Source organism: Paenibacillus sp. FSL K6-1217 (genome assembly GCF_045040735.1).
Taxonomy (GTDB): domain Bacteria; phylum Bacillota; class Bacilli; order Paenibacillales; family Paenibacillaceae; genus Paenibacillus_AQ.
This window is the reverse complement of the sequence record NZ_CP150271.1, coordinates 6,480,748-6,500,316: the sequence shown is the minus strand read 5'-3', so window position 1 is coordinate 6,500,316 and position 19,569 is coordinate 6,480,748. Positions and strand designations below refer to the sequence as shown.

Here is a 19,569-nt window from a genome sequence, read left to right as displayed (position 1 = left end):
CCGTCCCCCTTCAGTAAGAAAAGTCCGCCGCTGTTTTTCTGAAATAAACTTTGCCCCGCACATCACCTGGCAGTCCGGCACTGTAATTCACCAGCTTCACTACACCCGGCAGAAACCAAAGCTGCATCCCCATCGTGAGCTCGGCAGAGGCATATGTATACTTCTCTATCGGATTAATACCGGTAGTAAGGCGGATCAGCGCAAGCATCCGGGCCAGCTGTGCTTCGCCTCCCCCATGCAGCAGGAGGAACAGCCGGAGATAGTCACGATAAGTGAGCTGCGCAGTCATATATTTGGATAAGGGAATCTCCCCCTTGCTGCAGAGCTGTATCATATCCTGGATTGCCTGTTCAATGCCGTATAGCAGTGCAGCAGCCAGAACGACAAGCGGATTGCCCATACCTGATTTCTCAATCAGGCCTTCCATCGTCCGCACAGCCAGCCGCAGAGCAAAGATCTCGCCGTAAGCCGCTGCCACATTGCCTGCAGGATTATTGAATCCGTACAAAATATATTCCAGCTCCTGTGCCTGCGGCTTCAGCTGTTCTCCCAGCTGCTCACCGAATCCTTCAGCAGACCCGGAAGCCAGGGAGGTTAACGCAGATAGATCGAAATGCCGGAAATACATCGCAGAATACTCTGTCTGGTATAACCGGTCTCTGGCACCTGACAGCACACTGCCCACTTCTGCATATATCCCGTCCATATCTTTCATGGACGATTTGCCCGCAGCGTATTGATCACCATAATTCACGGCAGCCCCCGGCTCCTGCTCAAGACCCTCGTTAAATGCGACATTCTCCTCGTAGTATTCGCGCAGACTACCATATTGCTCCATTGCTTCCTGGGCGCTGCTTCCCAGAGCACGAATCTGATCCAGCAGCTTCATGGCATCGCCAAGCTTCTTCTTGGCCTGCCCTTCTATCTGCTTGCGCTGGCTGTCCGCAGTGCGGCGGCTCTCTATCTGTGCCGCTTCCTGCGCTATAACAGCACCGTGTTGCCCGTAGCTGCTAATATAGCCGTTGACTGCCCGGGAAGCATTAAGAACACTTGCACTCATAAGAGAATAGTCGGCATACAGCCCGGATGCTGTGCTCAATACAGCTGGCAAACCGGAGACCAGCGGCTCCATGGGAAGCGCGGCGCTTCGCTGCACCCCGATGTTATTGCCCATCTCACTAAGCTCTGCCTGAGGAAGAATCAGTCCCTCCACCTGTTCTCTCAGCTTCTTAAGAGGCGCTGAGCTAAGCTCTCCGGCCGTGTCGGGAATGTCCCATTTACGGGCAGGATCCTCCCCCGCCGCATTGGCATCCGCATCCGCCTGATCAAGCACACTCTGCATCTGAAGGTTCAGTGCCTTCACCTGCTCAAGTGCGGCGTCTGCCGCATCCAGCAGACGGCCGTTTCTCTCCTGGAAATCAGCCAGAACTCCCGGTATCTTGCCTGTTATTTCAACAATCTGAACCTGATACTGCGATAGAACCGCTGTGTACTTTGGCCATGTCTTGGGCGGACGGTAATAATCATCATAGTATTTGTTCACATAATCCCCGTACATCGCCGGGATATCGGAGGCTGCGGCCAAGGATGCGAGCGAACGCGCCGGAATACTGTCCCCCGGAGGATTCATCAGCAGCTTCTGCAGGTTCTGCGCACTCTCAGCAGCTTCCTTACGCTTCTGCAGCATGAGATCCAGCGCTTCCTCGCGCTGATCATATAAGGGCTGCAAGTCCCCCAGTATCTCGGTTGTGCGTGAAGCCTCAGTCATCGCCGCCGATAACGGCTTAAGCTTGCCTGCCAGCTCCAGGGCGAAATCAACCGGCGCTTTGTATTTCATCTCTTCGATGATCTGCCGCCGGAAAACTTCGTAGCTGCCGAGCGGGCGGCTCCAGTCCAGTGAAGAGGAATCTACCATCACGGGCAGGAGATTGAAGGCATCGCCCCGTCCGCTCTCGTACAGATTGTCGTTAAGCACCTTCGACAGCAGTTGATTGCCGTCACCGCCGCCGAAGGCGAATAAGCCGTAGTTCTCGCGCAGCTCAATGTCATAAGCAGACATTACCGAGCGGATAGCAGCCCTTGCCAGCCGTTCCTCCTGCACATTCACCGCCGCAATTCGCGCGTAATCAATCAGCACTGCATTAAAAAGAAATACAAACGCCAGCACCATAATAAGAAAGACCGATACCGAACCTTCCGCTGAGCGAAAACATCTATATATAGATCTGAATATAGATCTGCGATACAAGCAGCGGCTCCGGCCGGGATACTTGCTTAAGAACCTGCTGTGACTGAAAATACGCATCCGAACTTCCCCCTTACCCTCGTTCCCTCAACAACCCCGGCACTGGATGCCCCTTCACCGGCAGCTCTTACTTCAGCTTGTCCAGCATCAGGGCTGCCTGCTTCTTCTCCATGCCGGTGCTCTCCTTGCCGCCGGAGGAATGCTGCTTGAACTTCGACCCGTAGTACCGCATGAGATCCACCGTTCTTATGAATTCAACTGGCTCCGTAACGTAGGAGCGGGCATAGACCTCAGGTATCGCCCCATCCGCCAACAGATCGTCCAGAACAGGCAGATGTAGTACCTTCTTCAACTCCGTACTGATTCTGCGACCAGTGAATCCGTAGACATAGCTCATTTCTCCCGGTAATCCGGCAGGTACCATCTGTGATGCCCGGCGCAGCTTCACAACCGGCAGGGGTCCTCCTTCTTCTGCATTACCAGGCAGTGTAATAGCTGTACTTCCATTCTCTGCTCCTGAACCGAATAGCGAAGCCAATAGTCCATCCTCACCGATTCTCCAGTACAGCGGATCAACATTTCCCGTTTGGAATTCCCCGCTAGTCGCCCGGTTACTATTCTCCCAGTTATAAGCAGCCCGCTCCGCAGTAGCTGAAGCAATCTGCAGCAGCATCGACTTCTGATAGCTATACAAGGAGAAGAACAGCAGCACCATAGTAATCCCCATAAGGATCGGCAGCAGGAGCGAAGACTCGATAGTGAAGCTACCCTCATCCTCCCGCAGCGGAATCACTCAAAGACTTCCTGACTCTTATCTCCGGCCGTGCCAATCAGATCCTTAACCACCTTCACAATCTCCTCGCGGAATACCAGAACAACCGCAATCAGTACGGCAATGATCAGGATCATCTCCAGTGTTCCCAGCCCCTCATCCTCTTTCCAAAAGCTTCTTGCTCCTTCTGCCATCTGTGTTAACATACGCCTCTACCTCCTACATTTTTAACATCATAATTGCCGGTGTTCCCACCAGCACAATCACAATCAGGAAGATTACCACCATCGGAAAAACCAGCTTCGACGATGCCTGTTCCCCGCGTGTGCGGCTGATTGCCTTCCGCTTCTCCCAGAGCATCCGCGACAGATCCCGCAGTGACAGAACAAAGTCGGCCCCGCCTCTGCGGTAATTAAGCAGCACCGTAGTTGTGAAGATGGAGACCTCCTGCACAGCACAGCGCTTACTGAAGTTCTCGAACGCCTGCTGGAAGGAGTAGCCGCCATCCCATTCAGCCGTCATCTTCATTAATTCAGCATAGAGCGGATGGGCACTGTCCCCTTGACGGCTGTTCACACAACGGACAATCGCCCGCTGAACCGTCTCACCCGCGCCGACCAGCAGAACAATACTGTTCAGCAGCTCGGGAAGCTCCAGCATAATATTCTGCTCCCGCACACGTACCTTTTTGTGCAAGTCGCTAGCCATCGCCACCGGGAGTGCAACTGCCAAGAGCCCTCCGAGGATTATTCCCGCCTGCTCTCCCGTAAGCATGGTCAGCGCACTTCCGCCTGCGGCAAGCAGCCAGCTGTAGCTAAGCATCTCCCCCATGAACAGCAAGGTCCGTTCTGCACTGTTGCGCATACCATAGATCCGCTGCAGCGAGCGCTGTATCCGAAACATCACGGAGGGGAGATAACTGGCGATTCGGCCCTTCTCTACCAGTAACAATAGAGGCTCACCCAGCCGCCGCAGCCGCAGGCCTTCCATCGGCAGCGCCCGCAGTGCAGCATAACGGCTTCCGCATCTCATCCTCAATATGAGCCAGCCTGCTGCAAGCAGGAGCAGAATTGCACCGCAGATCAATGACATCTCCTTCACTCCCCTCCTTCACAGCGGAATATCCATGATCTTATTCGTCCAGAGATAACAGAGGAACAGCGCAATCAGCGCCAGTGTCGACACCGCTATTCCTGCACCAGTGTACATAGGTTCCATATAGTCCCCGGCGCTTAGACTCATGAACATCACCATCATCAGCGGGGAGACCAGCAGCGCCTTGGCCTCGAATTTCTTCTGGGCAATGCTCACTGCTATATCCTGCTGGATATCCAGCTTCTCGCCAATGATGGATGAGGTGCGGCGTACGATCTCAACCAGATCCCCGCCTGTACGCTTGCAGACCATGAACACATCCGCGAAGCGCTCCACATCCTCCATCCCAGCTCTTTTGCTGAATTCATACAGCGCATCCTCAATCGGCTCCCCGTTCTCCATCCGGGCACAGATGATATTCAGCTCGGAAATCATGTCACTTGCACCCTCCGGGTCAAGCATCCGCAGATCCTGCACGGCCTCACGGAAGGCATTCTCCACCGAACGTCCGGCGGAGAGCGACGAAGAGAGCGAGAACAGCATCTGCTTGAATTGCAGATTCAGCGCAGCCCGGCGGCGTTGCAGCAGATATTCACGCAGCAGCTTCGGCCCATAGGCGCTTCCGGGGACAAGCAGTGCCGCCAGGAGCAGCCGGTGATAGAACAGGTAACCAACACCAAACAACAGGAGCCCGGCACCCAAAGTGACCAGCATTCTTTGCAGGGAGGTCAGCTCATATACGGTATAATCCGGCAGCAACGCCTGCTCTCCCGCTGCAGTTGCGCCACCCGGCAGCTCTGGCGGTGTCCTCTTCATGAACCCTATTCTCCTGCCTATGGTGGGCTGCCCATCCCGCTTCTTCACAATATTCAGGGTACATTCACCTCCTTCGCAGTGCCTATCCCCTCATATTGCTGCAAGGGATAATCAGGGATTCCGGCCATTCGCAGCTTGAGCGTATGGAGGAGCGGGTTGCCGCAGACCTCAAGCCTGCCCTGCACCCTGCCATCCTGTTCGCCCCTTTCCCGGAATTCGTATAGCGGATTCAGTACCACTTCGCCGCTGCGGATACCGGAGACTTCACTGATCTCCATCACCCGGCGTGAACGGTCACGCAGCCTCGACAGATGCACGAATATATCAATCGCTGAGCTAATCTGCTGGCGGACAACCGTTACCGGCAGATCAGCGGCGCTAAGCACCATAGTCTCCAGGCGGCTGAGCATGTCCAGCGCACTGTTCGAATGGCCCGTTGACAACGAACCGTCATGTCCGGTATTCATCGCCTGCAACATATCCAGACATTCAGCTCCCCGCACCTCGCCAACGACAATACGGTTCGGCCGCATCCGCAGCGAAGTGCGGATCAGGTCGCGGATGGTGATCTCGCCCCGCCCCTCCGTGTTGGCATTCCGGGTCTCCAGGGAGACCAGGTTCGGAACCGTAACGATCTGCAGCTCTGCCGAATCCTCCACCGTAATGACCCGCTCCTGCGGCGGGATGAACTGTGACAGGGCATTCAGGAAGGTCGTCTTCCCCGAGCCTGTACCGCCGCTGATGAAAATATTATATTTGGCTGCCACCAGAATCCGCAGCAGCTCAGCCGCTTCCTCCGAGAGTGCTTCACGCCTCACCAGCTCCTCCATCGTCATCGGAGTCTCCGGGAATTTGCGGATGGTCATGGCCGGACCCTTCAGCGCCGCAGGCGGCAGGACGATATTGACACGCGAGCCGTCCTGCAGCCGCGCATCCACAATCGGCGAGGATTCATTGACCACACGGTTGACGCCGGAGACGATAATCTGGATGATATCCTCCAGCCTGCTACCCGATTCAAAAGCCAGCGGCAGCCTGCGGATCATGCCCTCTTCCTCTATAAAGATCTCCTCGTGGCTGTTGATCATAATCTCCGTGATGGCCGGATTATCCACCAGCGGCTGGAGAATATCCAATCCGCGGAAGGAATCGAACAGCTTCTTCACCAGCTCGTGCTTCTCCTGAGCGGTCAGAAGGCGCAGGTGTTCCCGCTCCAGAATAATCCGTTCTATAAAAGCGGCTAGCTCATCGTTCCCGATGACCGAGGTAACATCCAGCCCTGCCCGGATGTCGCTGCGCAGGGCACGGAACATCTCTTCATTCATACCGGAATTCCGGTGAACACCCCAGGCAATTCAGGCTCTACGATGGCTCTGCAGAGCTGCTGAACACCTTCGGTGAATTGGGGAGAGCTCAGGCAGAGCTCTCCGTAATGCTGTAACCCCCAGGACGGAATATAAGGCAGTACAGCATCCAGCGGAAGTGCCGCCGTTGGCGGTGCTTCACTCTCAGCTCCGGTGCTGCCGTTCATCACGAACCTGTTCTTGTCCATGACCTCCGGCTGCATGCCGGAGTGCGGACTTGCCATATAACCGATCCAGCGCTCGGTCTTGCGGATACTGACCTGCTCACTCTTCAGTACCCACAGCAGGATGCCGCATCTGTTCAAGACAGCCTGCGCCCGCTCCTCCTCAATGGCTCCCGTGTCCACAATAACCACATCATAGCTTCCTGCCCCGGCCAGCCCCTCCAGTAGCTCCAGCGTGTCCTGCCGGGACATCTGGAGCATCTCCTTGAAGTTCTCCACCGGACGGAAGGCATCACAGCGCAGACTGTCATGTCTGAAGACATAATCACCCCATTTCGGTTTTGCCCTTCCCCCCTTAGGCTCTGTCCCACCGGCCTTAAGCTCATATAACAGCCGCTCCAGACCGGGAACATGACTGCCCGGCATCCGCAGGATGAAGCCGCTGCTGTCCACACTCTCCAGGTTCAGGTAGAATACGGACAGGCCAATCGCGCCAAGCTGCTTCGCCATGTTCAGCGCTACCGTTGTTTTGCCGCTGCCGCCGCTTGCCGAGACGACTCCGAGCAGCAGCGTGGGTTCCTTAGGCAAAGCGGCCGTACGAACCCGCTTCAGATCACTTAGCTGGAGAATCGCTTCCAGCAGCGACGGCAGTGCCTGATACTTGGCAATATGCCTCCCCCCGGCCAGATCCCGGCCATTCGATAATTCTCCGCCCTCGCTTAACACTGCCCAGGGAACCGTGCTTCTTCCTTTCACCAGCCAGGCTTCAATGAAAGACGGGTCCGCGGCAACCGCATCCGGCAGCTCGCCGCCGGTCATAAATTCCATAAAAGCGTCCAGTCTGCTGAAAGCCGTAATCCGCAGCAGCTCACCGTATTCGCTATGATGCAGATAATGCAGCAGTGGTTCAATATACTGGCTCTCCCGGACTGCAAGCACGATTCTTGCCGTCATGAAATCCTCCTCCTCTCTTGAATACATGGGAAAAAGAACAGCAAAAAAGCACCGCCAATAACCGTGAATACGGTCATTGAACGGTGCTTCCGTTACTGTTCCTGTAATTTACTGCTATAGTAGCATATATATAAGAGGTCGGCAATAACTTTTTCACCACTATTTGAGAGAATCCCTCAGAATCCCCCTTGCCGCCTACAGAAATCTCCGCTTCATGTCCGGTGTCGGCAGCAGGCACTGCTCATCCCGGCCGAACCAGCGGTAGCGGTTCCTGGCCACAACTTTGTAGAGGGCATTGCGCAGCGGTCCCGGAATCAGAATGAACGCATACGCAGCCGGCCACGGGAACCGGAGTTTGCGGGCAATCCGCAGCACGGCAGCCGATTTCGTATAATACTTGCCGTTCTGGATCAGCACCACAGTATCTAACTGCTGCTCCGGCAGGCCGCCTGCCTTAAGCAGCTCCCGGGCCGCTTCACTCTGCAAGGAAGCAAATTTGAAGTGTGCCTTGGGATCACGCGGAATAATGAACCGGACGATCCCCTGGCACAGATGACAGACTCCATCAATCAGCACAATCGATTGTCCCTGCATTTCCCCCCGCTCCTCAGCCACATCACCGCCCCCTTCCTCTTAAGCATAGTGTAACATTCATATCCCCTTTTGAGAAAAAACAAAAAACGCGGGATAGCTCCCGCGCCTACAACGTCCGTTCGTCTAATTATTCAGCAATTGCCTTGTTAATCCACTCGTTCCCGGTCATTTGCTCTTCGAAATCAGCGGTGAAGGATTCCATGCATTTGCAGATGAAATCTTTGCGGCATACCGGACAAGGAGTCTTGAGCAGGCGGCTGATGTTCGTCATTTTCCATTCCGGAAACCGATTGTAGAACGCGCGGCACTCCGTTCCGTCAGCAAGTTTGATAATGAACTCGTACAATCCTTCCTTATCATTGCTGCTGGCTTTGGTCACATTCGTAATACTCGGTCTGTAAGACATCTTCATCACCCATTATTTAAATTTTTGGTAGTTAATAGCACGCGCGACATTAACAGATACTTAGACATATTAAAGAATTTCCGGGGTGATGTCAACCAAAGTACAAGCTCCTGCACGCTATTTACCGCACTTCCGGCCTTCTCCGACTCTATTTAGCCATTATTCCCAGCTTTGTCCATTCCTACCCGTGTTTCTGCGCTCAACGTAATGTGAGACCAGACATTCAATGTCTGGTCTCACCGATAACCATGCTGTTCAATCGAACATCTCTATCTATCTCTACAGAACGTTCAGTTCAACCTCGATATTACCGCGGGTCGCCTTGGAGTACGGGCAGAAATCATGGGCTTTCTTGGCCAGGTCCTCTGCTACAGAACGCTCGATGCCCGCCAGCTTCACATCCAGCTTCACAGCTAACTTGAAGCCTCCATCACTCTCGTCCTTGCCGATCAGCACATTCGAGGTAATCTCAACATCCTGGAGTTTTACGCCTTCTTTACGGGCAATATTGGCGAGCGCACTCTCATAGCAAGCGCCATAGCCCGCCGCGAAGAGCTGCTCCGGATTCGTGCCTGCACCTCCCGGACCTCCAAGCTCCTTCGGGATTTTGAGATCATGCTTCAGCGCTCCGTCGGACGATTCCACCGAACCTTCTCGGCCTCCGCGAACCTTGGCTGTAGCTGTATATAGAGGTTTCAGTTTCAATGTACTCATCTTTAACTCTCTCCTTTTTAACACAAATTTTGTAAGAACACTTACCCTTAACTTAAACAACCCCGCATTTTTGAAACGATTGGGCACATTATTCTCTTTTTAAAAACTTGCTTCCGGCGGTGAATAGTGTACAATTAAATTGTGATAAATCAATGTTCGGGAGGAATCATTCATGAGTGTCTATGATTATGAAGCCAACACCCTGCGGGGTCAGGAAGAATCACTGTCCAAGTACAAAGGCAAGGTTCTGCTCGTCGTGAATACAGCCAGCAAGTGCGGACTTACCCCGCAATATAAGGGTCTCCAGGAAGTGTACGATAAATTCAAAGACCGCGGCTTCGAGATTCTCGGATTTCCCAGCAACCAGTTTGCCGGACAGGAGCCGGGTGAGAGCGAGGATATTGCCGAGTTCTGCGAGATCAATTACGGTGTGTCCTTCCCCATGTACGAGAAAATCAATGTCAATGGCGACGATGCCCATCCCTTGTTCAAATATTTGTCCAAAGAAGCACCGGGCGTACTCGGCTCGAAGAGTATTAAATGGAACTTCACCAAATTCCTGGTGGACCAGGAAGGCCGCGTGCTGAAGCGGTTCTCCCCGCAGACTACGCCGGACAAGATCGAAGAGGATATTGAGAAGCTGCTGCGCTAGAGCGGGTTCAATATTTTCCTGCAACGCTTATATACGCTAAAATACTAAACACCCTTCATTCCCGGATACATTCCGGACGAAGGGTGTTTTTTGGAGTCAAAAAAAGCCGAAACCCTTGAATTCACAAGGATCTCAGCTTCCATGAAATATATGCGGTAGAGAGGACTCGAACCTCCACGGGTATACACCCACTACCCCCTCAAGATAGCGTGTCTGCCATTCCACCACTACCGCGCGGTGTGTCTAACTGATGTTCATGCATTGTTTGAGGCCAACATTCAATATTATAAATCGGTTGCACTCAAAAGTAAAGACGCCCGCTCAAGAATTTTCGCTTGTGTCCTGATCCTTGCGGTATTTGGTGAAGGCCAGATATTCCTTAATAAAGTTCTTTTCTTCCGGCTGCAGCTCCTCCGTGTGGCAATTCAATTGCCGCATTTGGCCAAAAAAATAATCCTCGCCGCTTTCCTGAATCGTCTGGGGCTGTTTGCCCAGAATCAGCCAATCCAGGCTGACATGGAAAAAGGCGGCGATCTCAATCAGCTTATGCGTACCAGGCGTAGATTTACCGCGCTTCCAGTCTCCCATATTGCCAGTGCTGATTCCCAGCTGCGCACAGAAGGATTTCTTCGTCATTCCTTGCTTTTTAATCAAAAGTTCAATTCGTTCGTATATGGTCTGCATCACCCAAACGCCTCCTGACAGAAAATTAATACGTAAAAACGTTATTTTTTATTGTAAAATGACGTAAAAAAGTATATAATTAACTATTATTATATCTTTACCTATTTTATATCATAGCGGCTGGATAGTCGATACGAGGTGAGCAATCTGAACAGCAAACGCCCCATTACTGCCTTCGGCTGGGCCATTAAACAGCGTCTGGCAGAACTGCACTTGGATCAGAAGAAATTCTGTGAATTACATGACATCCCACCCTATCGGCTGTCCAACCTGATTCACGGTACACGCAAGGCAGACAGATACCGCCGTCAAGTCGCAGAGCTGTTGAACCTGCCTCCATCTTAGTTCCAGTTGAAGCAGCAGCTCTCCCTGTGTGAGCCGTCCCGCAATATTCTTCCTGTTGCACTAATTCCACCTGTTCCTGGCAAAATCCTTCTTTTCGCGCCCGCTCTATTCCATACAATAAGAAACCTCTCCCGCGAAATGGCTGTGCGTACTCCATTTCACCACAAGAGAGGTTTCTTTATTGTTCTGTCGGTGTACTTACCTAATTCAGTGAACTCAGCCCTTGACCGCCCCGCCGGTAAGTCCTCTGACCAAGGTCTTCGAGCCGAACAGGAAGAGGATAATCAGCGGCAGCGTACCCAGCGTAAGCCCCAGAATACTGGCTGAATAATCCGTACGGAAGACCGTAGACAGATTGGCGATGCCCAGCGGCAGCGTGTACAGCTCGGGCTTGTTGATTGTGACCAGCGGCAGCAGATAACCATTCCACGACCCGAGGAACGAGATGAGCCCCAGAGTACTGATCGCCGGCATCAGAAAAGGAATCACGATTCTGGTCAGAATCCCAGGCTCCGAGCAGCCGTCGATTCTTGCGCTTTCAATGACTTCCGTCGGGACGGAGGAACGGATGAACTGGGTCATGAAGAATACGCCGAAGGCATTATTCAGTCCGGCCAGAATCAGCGGCGCATGGGTGTTGTTCAGGTGGAACCACTTCATCTCCATCACATAGGCAATCAGCCCCAGGTGGCCGGGGATCATCATCGTGAGCAGAATGAAGCCATACAGCGCCTTTTTACCCTTAAATTCATATTTGGCAAAAGCAAACCCGGTAATCGAGGCGACCCCGACTGTCACCAGAGTGAACAACACAGCAACATAGAAGCTGTTCCAGTAATTCCGCAGGAAGCTGGCCGACATGATCGTCTTCAGGTTCTCCAGCAAATACCCGCTGGGCAGAATCGGCAGCTGCTTGAACAAGTCTTCGGAATAATAGGTTCCCATCACAATCATCATATAGAACGGGAACAGGAACGCGATAGCGATCAGACTAAGCAGCAATACGGTAAAGAACTTCTTTGCTCTCATTTATCGTCACCGTCCCTGTTGATCCATTTCATGCCAACCACCGAGAATAAGGCTATGAACAGGAAGGTGCCGTAAGCGATGGCTGCCCCTTTACCATACTTGAACGCACTGCCGTTGAAGGAAGCATCGAACATGTACCAGATCGGTGTGAAGGTCGAGCCGTCAGGCCCTCCTACCATATTGGAGCCGGAAGCCCAGCCGCTGAACAGCAGCATCGGTTCCTCCACCAGCTGTAAGCCGCTAATAATAGAGGTAATAATCAGGAACAGGTTGATCGGCTTCAGCAGTGGAATGGTGATGCGCGTGAACACATCTTTGGAGGATGCACCGTCAATCACTGCGGCCTCGTAGATGGAAGTATCGATACTGGCCATTCCCGCCGTGTAGAACATCACGAAATACCCGAGGTTTTTCCAGAATACCATCAGAATCACTACCCAGCGGGAGGAACTGGCCGAGCCCAGCCAATTGATCTTCTCCTGAATGAGGCCCAGCTCCATCAGCATATTATTGAAGAATCCGCCCTGCCAGTCGAATAACAGAGAGAAGATAATCCCGACCGCGACCGGCGTCGTCATATAGGCACTGAATACGCTGAGCCGGAAAAAGGTTTTGCGGCGGATCAGCTTACTCTCGATAAGGCTGGCCACCAGCATCCCCATCAGGACAAGGGCCGGAAGGTATACCGCCATGAAGATCATGACATTGAGCAGTGATTTCCAGAAGAAGGCATCATGGAAAAATAACTGTGTGTAATTGCTAAGTCCGATAAAATTCCGGTTACCGTACAAGTCCCAGTCTGTAAGACTGATGTATAGGGTGAACAGGATCGGGAACAGGCTCAGTACGGCATAGGATAAGAAATAGGGAGTAATGAACAGGTACGGCCATTTATTTTTGCTGCTGATTCCTTTAGATTTCTGCATCATTATTCAAATGTCAGCTCAGGGTGATTCTTCTTCAGCTGCTCTTCCCACTTATCCAGCGCCTGCTTGGCATCGAAGCTGTTGTCCTGTGCCATGACCTGCAGCACCAGCTCCGACGAGCTGTATATATCCTGATCGTATTTGGTCACCGCTTTGGACTTCATGTTCGGGAAGACCTTCTCCACCCAGAACTTCCCGAGATCCTGTCCGCCGAAATATTCATCCGCCCCGGAGGACAGCTTGGAGGTATCCTTGAAGAAGGATTTCAGGGGCAAAATATAATCGGAAACGGCAAAGTTGGCTTCAGCGCCTTCATCCGTGCCCAGCAGCCAGTTGAGATAGGTCCAGGCCGCATCTTTATTCTTGCTGTCTTTCCAGATGCCAATGGTCGTCCCGCCGTATGGAAATCCGCCTTCCGGAGGCACCATGAGACCCCAGCGGCCATTGCTGGCCTTATCATTAGGCTTAATTACGAATTCTGGAGACCAGTTCGCCGCCGGATAAAAGATTACATTGTCTTGCGAGTACGAAGCATTCCAGGTCGGCGACCACATCGCCAGCTTGCCCTCAGTGTGATTGTCGCGGATCGATTGCAGCTGAGTGAAGATCCTAAGCAGCTCTTGGGTATTCACCTTCGTTCCGTCTACCACCGCAGTGGTCCCCTGGTTGGAGAGGATAGTATACGCATCCATCAGGCTTCCCAGCATGAAGGTCTTGCCGCCGCTTTTCTCATAGACTTCCTTGCCCTTGGCAATAAAGGCATCCCAGTCGGTGAACATGGCGGTCAATGCATCCGGATCATCGGTTCCGAGGTATTGTTTAGCCAGATCACGCTTATAGGCCATTGCTCCGGGCGAGCCGGATTGCTCCAGACCGACAAGCTCTCCTTTGCTGTTCGTCAGCAGCGGAAGCTCGAAGTCGAGCAGATTGGAGGTATCGAATTTGTAGGGCTCCTCGGACAGGCTTTGCAGTACGTTAAGCTCATACAGAGCGCCGCGGAAGGCCGCCTCTCCCCAGATAATATCCGGCAGCCCGGAGCCGGCAGCGATGGAGGTCTGGATTTTTTTCAGATAATCCCCAGCCGAGACTTCGACGAACTCCAGCTTGATATTCGGGAACTTCTCGTTGAACTTCGCTCCGGTGCCTTCGAACCAGGCCTTGTCCCAGCCCCATACGGTCAATTTACCGGAAGCGCCCGCAGGATCGCTGGAGTTAGCCGGACCCTTGGAACTGTTGGCGTCGCCGGAAGAGCTGTTGTTCCCATTGCCGCAGCCGGCCAGCACCAAGGTGAAGCATAAGGTTAGAACAAGCGCGATCACCGATGATTTTTTACTGAATAGATTGTGCAAATTAAGATCCCCCTTGCCTCTGTTGTAACAGCGGGCGGTTCCTGTTGTGTCTTCCGTCCGTCTGCATAGTAGTACTATAAGCTTGAAGGGATCACCCAACAATTAGACGATCCGATGATTTTGTATAAATAATGATAGTGTATTTCATTCTGACGCTTGCTGCCCTGCGGGCAGGAGAACAGTGACCTTGGTGCCCCCCTGCTCACTGGAACGGATCACCAGACGGCCTTCCTGCCCGTACAAATACTCGATGCGTTCCCGGATATTCCATAGCCCAATCTGTTTCATCGCCCCTGATGGCAGCCGCGCGGGAGGCAGGGTTCCCTTCATAATAGACCGGGCTTTCTCCTGGCTCATGCCGCAGCCGTCATCTCTGACCGAGACCAGCAGCCTTCCGCTGCGCTTGCGGATAATGATCTCTATACGGCCCACAGTCTCTTTCTCTGAAAACCCATGAAAAATAGCATTTTCCACCAGCGGCTGAATCAGGCTTTTCGGAATATAGTCTCCCTTCGCTTCGTCTTCTACGCTCCAGACTACCTCGAACCGGTCTGCATATCTGTACTTCTGAATCGTGACGAAGTGATTGATAATGCTCATCTCCTGCCCGACTGTGATATACAGCCCGGCATCACCGATATTGACCGCATCATGCAGAATGCCAATGAAGGATTCCACCATTTCTTCAATCGCTGTGTAATTCTTTTTGCGGGCCAAATACACCACGGTGTTCAGGGTATTGTAGATAAAATGGGGGTTGATCTGGGCGAACAGCAGCTCTGCGGTCATTTTACGCTTCCAGCGCTCCTGCTCCACCTTCTCGCTCATCTGCCGCTCAATATCACCAAGCATCGTCTCAAAGCCATTCTTCAGCACAGACAGCTCATCATTGCTGCGGAAGGAGAGCTGAACATTATAGTTGCCCATGGACACCTGCTTCATCGCTTTGGTCATTTGCAGGATCGGCCGGATAATATTCGAGATAATTGGAAGGAACAACAGGAAGCAGAGCACCAGACACAAGCCGAGGAAGATGGCCCAGTAGCGGACAATATAACCCACCCATGCATAGAACCGGTCATTTGAGGTGAACGTGGAGACAGACCAGTCCGATTTCTCAAAAGCGCTGGCCAGATAATACCCCTTGTCATGCTTGATCACTTGAACATCCGGGCCGTCTGGGCTCAGCGTGTGGGCAGGAAGCTCTGTAGCGGTGCCTTGCTGGTAGAGCAATGAATGATCCGGGCCGATCCAGGCTACCTGGTCGAAGGACTGGCCTAAATACTGGAACAGGCTCTCGAACGCAGCGTAATCAATATTCAGCAGCAGCACTCCGCCATACTCGGGATCGAAGCGGATAAAGAAGCTGACAATTTTTTTACTCTCGGGGTCCTGGATCAGATGGGGGGCTGTGAACCCGCTTTTGGCATTGTTCTTCAAGGCATCCTGATACCAGTCCTCTTGCAGCAGCCGTTCAAAATACGGGTCAATATACAGCGAGGACCAGAAGATCTTCCCATCAGAGCGGACGATGGCCGAGCTCTCAAGGTAGTCACGCAGCACATTGAATTTGGTCAGCTGAGTGACCACATCCCGGTACGCACTGAGCTCGTCATAGGTTGAGGGGTATTTCAGCCTTGCCGCGAACTGTTGAAGCAGCTCATCGTTGACCATATTGGCGGCATATTTCTGCACATCGTCAATCAGGTGATTCATCTGATTCGTGGTCTGCTCCAGATGGATAGTATCCTCACGAAGTGCCTGCGCTTCAAGAATGGAAGAGAACTGCTCATACGCCAGTGCACTGATCGCCGTTACAGACAGGGTAACAATGAGAATAACGCTGCCGAGAATTTTATTCTTAATTTTTCGCATCGCTATTCGCTGCCCCTCTGCTGCTGGAAGTCCTTCGGCTGCAAGCCTGTGGTTTTTTTGAATACCTGGCTGAAGTATTGGCTGGTTTTGTACCCTACCTTCTCCGATACCTCGTAGATCTTATACTCACCAGTCTGCAAAAGCTGCTTCGCCAGCCTGATCCGGTATTCCGTTGTGTAATCCAGCAGGGACTGGCCCGTCTCACGCTTGAAGGTGGTCCGCAGATGGATGCTGCTGATCTGCAGATGGCCTGCAACCGTCTCCAGAGACAGGTCGGGATCGGCGTAATTCCCGGCAACATACTCCATCGCCTTGTTCACCCAGCGGGAATACTGCTTCTGGCTCTGCCGCTGCTGCATACCGTCTTCGAGAATCCGGTACAGGCTGTTAACGATTTGCCGCGCGTCGGTGCCAAGCTCCTGGTCCGCCCTGGCGCTTCCGTCCTTGCGGCATTCGCTGCCGATCTCACCCATGACGGCGCGCAAATCTGCCAGATAAGCCTGTGCGGCGATCTGCTCCAGACCGCTCTTCAGCCGTTCCAGCAGACTCCGTTCGGGGGATAGCAGGTATTGTCTGACCTCAAGGGCGATACTTGTTACTTCTCTGGGTGAAGCGGCCTGCTCCAGCAGAAATACCGCACCGGGCGGCAAAAACACCGAATAATCATACGCCTGCCTCATCGCCGCATATCTGCGGTCCGGCAGCTCCGCGCCACTGCCTGCGGACAGGATCACTCTGGGAAGCTCCCCATCATAAGCGGTCTCCAGACAGGCCAGCAGCTGCGCTGCCACCTGCCGCATATTGTAGTGCTGGAGCAGCAGACTGCTCGATGAGGATAACCTCAGCAGCACGATGTATCCGCCTTCATCCATCTCCAGCAGTTGAAGCTCCTCCAGACCGCTTGACTGAAGACGGATCTCCTCTTCGATCTTCTTCCATACGAGGGCTGGAGTACTGCGCGTATTCCTCCGGCTGCCGTCCAGCTTCATTGCAGCCCCCAGCTCGAAATACAGCAGTCCGGGCTGACCCTGCCGATACTCTGCAACAAGGCGATGCAGACTGGATTCCTGATTGCCTGCAGGAGCCTGATACTTGCCGGCCAGCATATCCTTCAGCAGAATATGGAGCGCATGTCCCTGCCCTTGCTCCTCGGCGGCTTCCGCTGCCAGCCCTTCCTTCAGCACCTTCAAGGGTTCCAGCAGGCGGCCCCGGCTGATCTCATGCTTAAGCAGATAATGGGCCGCGCGCAGCTCCAGCGCCTGACGGGCATAGTCGAAGTCACGATAAGCGGTCAGGAAGATCAGCCGGGTCCGCGGGGCAAGCTGGACAACATGCCGTCCCAGCTCCAAGCCGTCCATCGGCGACATGGAGATGTCGGTGATGACAATCTGCGGCTGAAGCTCCTCGAACATCCGCAGTGCCATGCGTCCGCTGGTCGCCCGGGCAACCACCTGGAAGCCGTTTTCCTCCCACGGAACTGAATGGTATACATGATCAAGTGCAAGCGGCTCATCGTCCACCAGCATGACTGAAATGAATGAATTCATGGTAGAACTTCCCCCGTCCCTGTCGAATTCTGATATATATGCAGGTATAACGGAACATGGAGGCGCTGTCAATGGAAGGGCTTCCCTGACGGGGAGCCGCTTCAGTTCAACGGGAACCGGAATGTACGCGGATTAGCCCGGCCTGATATACACAAAAAAATCACCGGAAGGAATTAGCCAATATTCCCGTCCGGTGATTCGTTATAATCGTGTGTCCTTGAGAAGTACTGCTCTGTACACCACTTCATCATATCTTCCCGCTCTTTCTCATGTAATTTCACCAACTGGTTTAACACAAAAATCCGCTGCACGATATCCTCCGCATAACGCAGCTGATCCCTGTAATGATTGATCTCTCGCTGATAAGCCGAGTATCCTCCATTGTTATTGGCAGCATAAGCTTTAAGCAGCTGAATGTGAAGACTATAAATCTCGGAGTAATTCATTATAGTAGACTACCTCCCGCAAGGTGTTTTCTACTAGTTTCTCCATAATTAATAGAACTATACAAAAAAACAGGAACTCCCGAATATCAGGAGTTCCTGCTCACTTACATCGTATGCGGTAGAGAGGACTCGAACCTCCACGGGTATACACCCACTACCCCCTCAAGATAGCGTGTCTGCCATTCCACCACTACCGCATATTGGTGACTCGTATGGGATTCGAACCCATGTTACCTCCGTGAAAGGGAGGTGTCTTAACCCCTTGACCAACGAGCCAAATGTAGTTTTTTCTTTGTGACAACAAAAATGAGTATATCAAACCTTAATCCATTTGACAAGCCTTTTTTTGAAGGCCACATTTCCCGGAAAATACGGGGAGAACAGCAGTGTGCAGCCTCTGCTTCTCCCCTCTTAAGATCAGTTCTCCCCGCCCTCAGCCAGCACCTGGATTCCATCTGCATATTCATACCCCAGGCTCCCGGCCACCGCAGCATTGGTCACCTGTCCAGCTACCACATTCAGGCCGCGCGCAAGTGCTGCATTATTCACCGCAGCCTCACGGATACCCCGGTTGGCAATCTGGAGCGCGTAGGGAATCGTAACATTGGTCAGTGCCAGTGTGGAGGTCCGGGCGACCGCTCCGGGCATGTTGGCTACAGCGTAATGGACCACGCCATGCTTCACATAAGTCGGATTCTCATGTGTGGTGATCCGGTCAATGGTCTCAATCGAACCGCCCTGATCAATCGCAACGTCCACAATGACAGAGCCAGCTTCCATCTGCTTCACCATATCTTCTGTGACTAGCTTCGGAGCACGGGCACCGGGAATCAGCACCGCCCCGATCAGCAGATCGGCCCGGCGTACCGCCTGTTCCAGATGATAGGAATCCGACATCACAGTCACCAGCCGTCCGCCAAAAATATCATCCAGCGCACGCAGACGGTCTGCATTCAGATCCAGTACCGTAACGCGCGCGCCCATGCCGAGGGCAATCTTCGCCGCATTGGTGCCGACAATTCCGCCGCCTACAATGACGACCTCCCCCGGCTGTACGCCAGGTACACCGCCCAGCAGAACACCCTTGCCGCCATGCGGCTTCTCCAGTAGCCCGGCACCGATCTGCACCGCCATCCGTCCGGCGACCTCACTCATCGGAATCAGCAGCGGCAGCGAGCCGTCCTCAAGCTGAATGGTCTCATATCCCACAGCGGTCACACCGCTCTCCACCAGCGCCTTAGTCAGCTCCGCTTCCGGTGCCAGATGCAGGTAGGTGAACAGAATCAGCCCTTTGCGGAAATAACCGTATTCCTCCGGCAGCGGCTCCTTCACTTTGATAATCATCTCTGCCTTGCGCCAGATCTCCGCAGCCGTATCCAGAACCACTGCGCCTTTATCCGAATATTCGCGGTCCTCGAAGCCGCTGCCGGTACCGGCAGCGCGCTGAAGCAGCACTTCATGACCTGCCTTCCGCAGCGCCTCCACCCCTGCCGGGGTGATGGCGACGCGGTTCTCATTATTCTTAATTTCTGCGGGTACGCCAATAATCATGCCGATTCCTCCCTAGATCTTCTCACTCCTATTATATGCGA

Annotated in this window: 20 protein-coding genes and 3 tRNA genes; 2 read left to right on the top strand and 21 right to left on the bottom strand. The window is 53.2% G+C overall.

The features are described from left to right. Positions 1-10 precede the first annotated feature (10 nt). The 10 genes from MHH28_RS28685 to MHH28_RS28640 all read right to left on the bottom strand — a co-directional run bounded on the left by MHH28_RS28685 (position 11) and on the right by MHH28_RS28640 (position 9,109). Positions 11-2,170 (bottom strand): hypothetical protein, encoded by a 2,160-nt coding sequence (locus MHH28_RS28685; RefSeq protein WP_405108126.1) that lies wholly within the window; start codon positions 2,168-2,170, stop codon positions 11-13. A 202-nt stretch (positions 2,171-2,372) separates the two neighbouring features. Then, the gene (locus MHH28_RS28680) at positions 2,373-3,038 is read right to left on the bottom strand and encodes a TadE/TadG family type IV pilus assembly protein (RefSeq protein WP_405108124.1); all 666 of its coding nucleotides are present in this window, start codon (positions 3,036-3,038) and stop codon (positions 2,373-2,375) included. Next, positions 3,035-3,223, bottom strand: coding sequence for a Flp1 family type IVb pilin (locus tag MHH28_RS28675; protein WP_405108121.1), 189 nt, complete (start codon positions 3,221-3,223; stop codon positions 3,035-3,037). Before MHH28_RS28675 ends, MHH28_RS28680 begins: the two co-directional genes overlap by 4 nt. 13 nt (positions 3,224-3,236) lie before the next feature. Further along, complete coding sequence (locus MHH28_RS28670) at positions 3,237-4,109, bottom strand: type II secretion system F family protein (RefSeq protein WP_405108118.1); 873 nt, start codon at positions 4,107-4,109, stop codon at positions 3,237-3,239. An 18-nt stretch (positions 4,110-4,127) separates the two neighbouring features. Further along, positions 4,128-4,928, bottom strand: coding sequence for a type II secretion system F family protein (locus MHH28_RS28665; RefSeq protein WP_405108115.1), 801 nt, complete (start codon positions 4,926-4,928; stop codon positions 4,128-4,130). Positions 4,929-4,981: 53 nt separating this feature from the next. Beyond that, on the bottom strand, positions 4,982-6,253 hold the full coding sequence (locus MHH28_RS28660) for a CpaF family protein (protein WP_405108112.1): 1,272 nt from the start codon (positions 6,251-6,253) through the stop codon (positions 4,982-4,984). Then, positions 6,250-7,410 carry a hypothetical protein gene (locus MHH28_RS28655; protein ID WP_405108109.1) on the bottom strand — a complete coding sequence of 387 codons (1,161 nt, stop codon included), beginning with the start codon at positions 7,408-7,410 and terminating at the stop codon, positions 6,250-6,252. The genes MHH28_RS28660 and MHH28_RS28655 overlap by 4 nt, the downstream gene beginning before the upstream one ends. A 195-nt stretch (positions 7,411-7,605) precedes the next feature. After that, complete coding sequence (locus MHH28_RS28650) at positions 7,606-8,004, bottom strand: thiol-disulfide oxidoreductase DCC family protein (RefSeq protein ID WP_405117295.1); 399 nt, start codon at positions 8,002-8,004, stop codon at positions 7,606-7,608. A gap of 127 nt (positions 8,005-8,131) precedes the next feature. Further along, the gene (locus MHH28_RS28645) at positions 8,132-8,410 is read right to left on the bottom strand and encodes a hypothetical protein (RefSeq protein WP_405117294.1); all 279 of its coding nucleotides are present in this window, start codon (positions 8,408-8,410) and stop codon (positions 8,132-8,134) included. Positions 8,411-8,689: 279 nt separating this feature from the next. Beyond that, a complete protein-coding gene (locus MHH28_RS28640) occupies positions 8,690-9,109 on the bottom strand; it encodes an organic hydroperoxide resistance protein (RefSeq protein ID WP_405117292.1) in 420 nt (139 codons plus the stop codon). Positions 9,110-9,296: 187 nt separating this feature from the next. Between MHH28_RS28640 and MHH28_RS28635 the strand changes: the two genes are divergently transcribed. Further along, a complete protein-coding gene (locus tag MHH28_RS28635) occupies positions 9,297-9,776 on the top strand; it encodes a glutathione peroxidase (protein WP_405108106.1) in 480 nt (159 codons plus the stop codon). 151 nt (positions 9,777-9,927) lie between these two features. On the opposite strand, the gene MHH28_RS28630 is transcribed toward MHH28_RS28635, so the two are convergent. Both MHH28_RS28630 and MHH28_RS28625 read right to left on the bottom strand, forming a co-directional pair. After that, positions 9,928-10,010: transfer RNA gene (locus MHH28_RS28630), tRNA-Leu, on the bottom strand. Positions 10,011-10,097: 87 nt separating this feature from the next. Continuing rightward, on the bottom strand, positions 10,098-10,460 hold the full coding sequence (locus MHH28_RS28625) for a helix-turn-helix domain-containing protein (protein ID WP_405117290.1): 363 nt from the start codon (positions 10,458-10,460) through the stop codon (positions 10,098-10,100). A 147-nt stretch (positions 10,461-10,607) separates the two neighbouring features. Between MHH28_RS28625 and MHH28_RS28620 the strand changes: the two genes are divergently transcribed. Continuing rightward, positions 10,608-10,805, top strand: coding sequence for an XRE family transcriptional regulator (locus tag MHH28_RS28620; RefSeq protein ID WP_405117288.1), 198 nt, complete (start codon positions 10,608-10,610; stop codon positions 10,803-10,805). Positions 10,806-11,021: 216 nt separating this feature from the next. Here MHH28_RS28620 and MHH28_RS28615 read toward each other — a convergent pair whose 3' ends face one another. From MHH28_RS28615 to ald, 9 genes are all read right to left on the bottom strand, one after another. Next, positions 11,022-11,834 (bottom strand): carbohydrate ABC transporter permease, encoded by an 813-nt coding sequence (locus MHH28_RS28615; protein ID WP_405108103.1) that lies wholly within the window; start codon positions 11,832-11,834, stop codon positions 11,022-11,024. Continuing rightward, on the bottom strand, positions 11,831-12,763 hold the full coding sequence (locus MHH28_RS28610) for a carbohydrate ABC transporter permease (RefSeq protein WP_405108101.1): 933 nt from the start codon (positions 12,761-12,763) through the stop codon (positions 11,831-11,833). Before MHH28_RS28610 ends, MHH28_RS28615 begins: the two co-directional genes overlap by 4 nt. After that, complete coding sequence (locus MHH28_RS28605; RefSeq protein ID WP_405108099.1) at positions 12,763-14,109, bottom strand: ABC transporter substrate-binding protein; 1,347 nt, start codon at positions 14,107-14,109, stop codon at positions 12,763-12,765. Before MHH28_RS28605 ends, MHH28_RS28610 begins: the two co-directional genes overlap by 1 nt. Before the next feature lie 144 nt (positions 14,110-14,253). Then, complete coding sequence (locus MHH28_RS28600; protein ID WP_405108096.1) at positions 14,254-15,984, bottom strand: sensor histidine kinase; 1,731 nt, start codon at positions 15,982-15,984, stop codon at positions 14,254-14,256. A gap of 2 nt (positions 15,985-15,986) precedes the next feature. Continuing rightward, positions 15,987-17,531, bottom strand: a complete 1,545-nt coding sequence (locus MHH28_RS28595) for a response regulator (RefSeq protein ID WP_405108093.1) — start codon at positions 17,529-17,531, stop codon at positions 15,987-15,989. A 173-nt stretch (positions 17,532-17,704) separates the two neighbouring features. After that, complete coding sequence (locus MHH28_RS28590; protein WP_405108091.1) at positions 17,705-17,977, bottom strand: hypothetical protein; 273 nt, start codon at positions 17,975-17,977, stop codon at positions 17,705-17,707. Between the two features lie 114 nt (positions 17,978-18,091). Further along, positions 18,092-18,174: transfer RNA gene (locus MHH28_RS28585), tRNA-Leu, on the bottom strand. 4 nt (positions 18,175-18,178) lie between these two features. Then, positions 18,179-18,253, bottom strand: a tRNA-Glu gene (locus MHH28_RS28580). Between the two features lie 141 nt (positions 18,254-18,394). After that, entirely contained in the window at positions 18,395-19,528 is a 1,134-nt protein-coding gene (gene ald / locus MHH28_RS28575; RefSeq protein WP_405108088.1) for an alanine dehydrogenase, read from the bottom strand. Positions 19,529-19,569: the final 41 nt, after the last annotated feature.